Raw genomic sequence first — 468 nt, 5'->3', positions numbered from 1 at the left:
CCCGAGGACCTTGCGCCGGGTCGCCCGCTCGGTGGGCAGAGCGGCGGCGGCGATGGTCAGGGTCAGCAGCGGGGTGGCGCCGATGAGGACGCCCGCGATACCGGCCCCCGTGGTCTGTTCGCCGTAGGAGAGCAGCAGGAACGGGATGACGTTGCCGAAGAGGGCGGCGGCGGCGACATGGCCCCAGACGCGGGCGGACCGGGGAAGGCCGATCCTGCGGAACGCGACGATGGCGAGCAGGACGGCGGCACCCAGCACCAGGCGGCTGAGCACGAGCTGACCGGGGGTCAGCACGTCCAGTGACACCTTGATGAAGGTGAAGCTGCCTCCCCACAGGAATGCCAGCAGCAGGAACCGGCCGACGGTTGCGTTCTTCATGCACCCTCCCTTTGTGTTACGGATTTCTTCTCTGTGCCACCGGACACCTCAGTAGTTCGGCGTCTTGAGCAGCAGGTTCTTTCTCTGGAC

1 protein-coding gene is annotated in these 468 nt (G+C 67.3%); it reads right to left on the bottom strand.

All coding sequences use genetic code 11. From position 1 onward, the window contains the following. Window positions 1-378: DMT family transporter (locus tag V2J85_RS40520; RefSeq protein WP_330824378.1), on the bottom strand; the 378-nt coding region annotated here is incomplete at its 3' end. Window positions 379-468: the final 90 nt, after the last annotated feature.

This window comes from Streptomyces bugieae (assembly GCF_036352915.1).
Taxonomy (GTDB): Bacteria; Actinomycetota; Actinomycetes; order Streptomycetales; family Streptomycetaceae; genus Streptomyces; species Streptomyces endophytica.
This window is presented reverse-complemented; position numbering and strand designations above follow the sequence as displayed.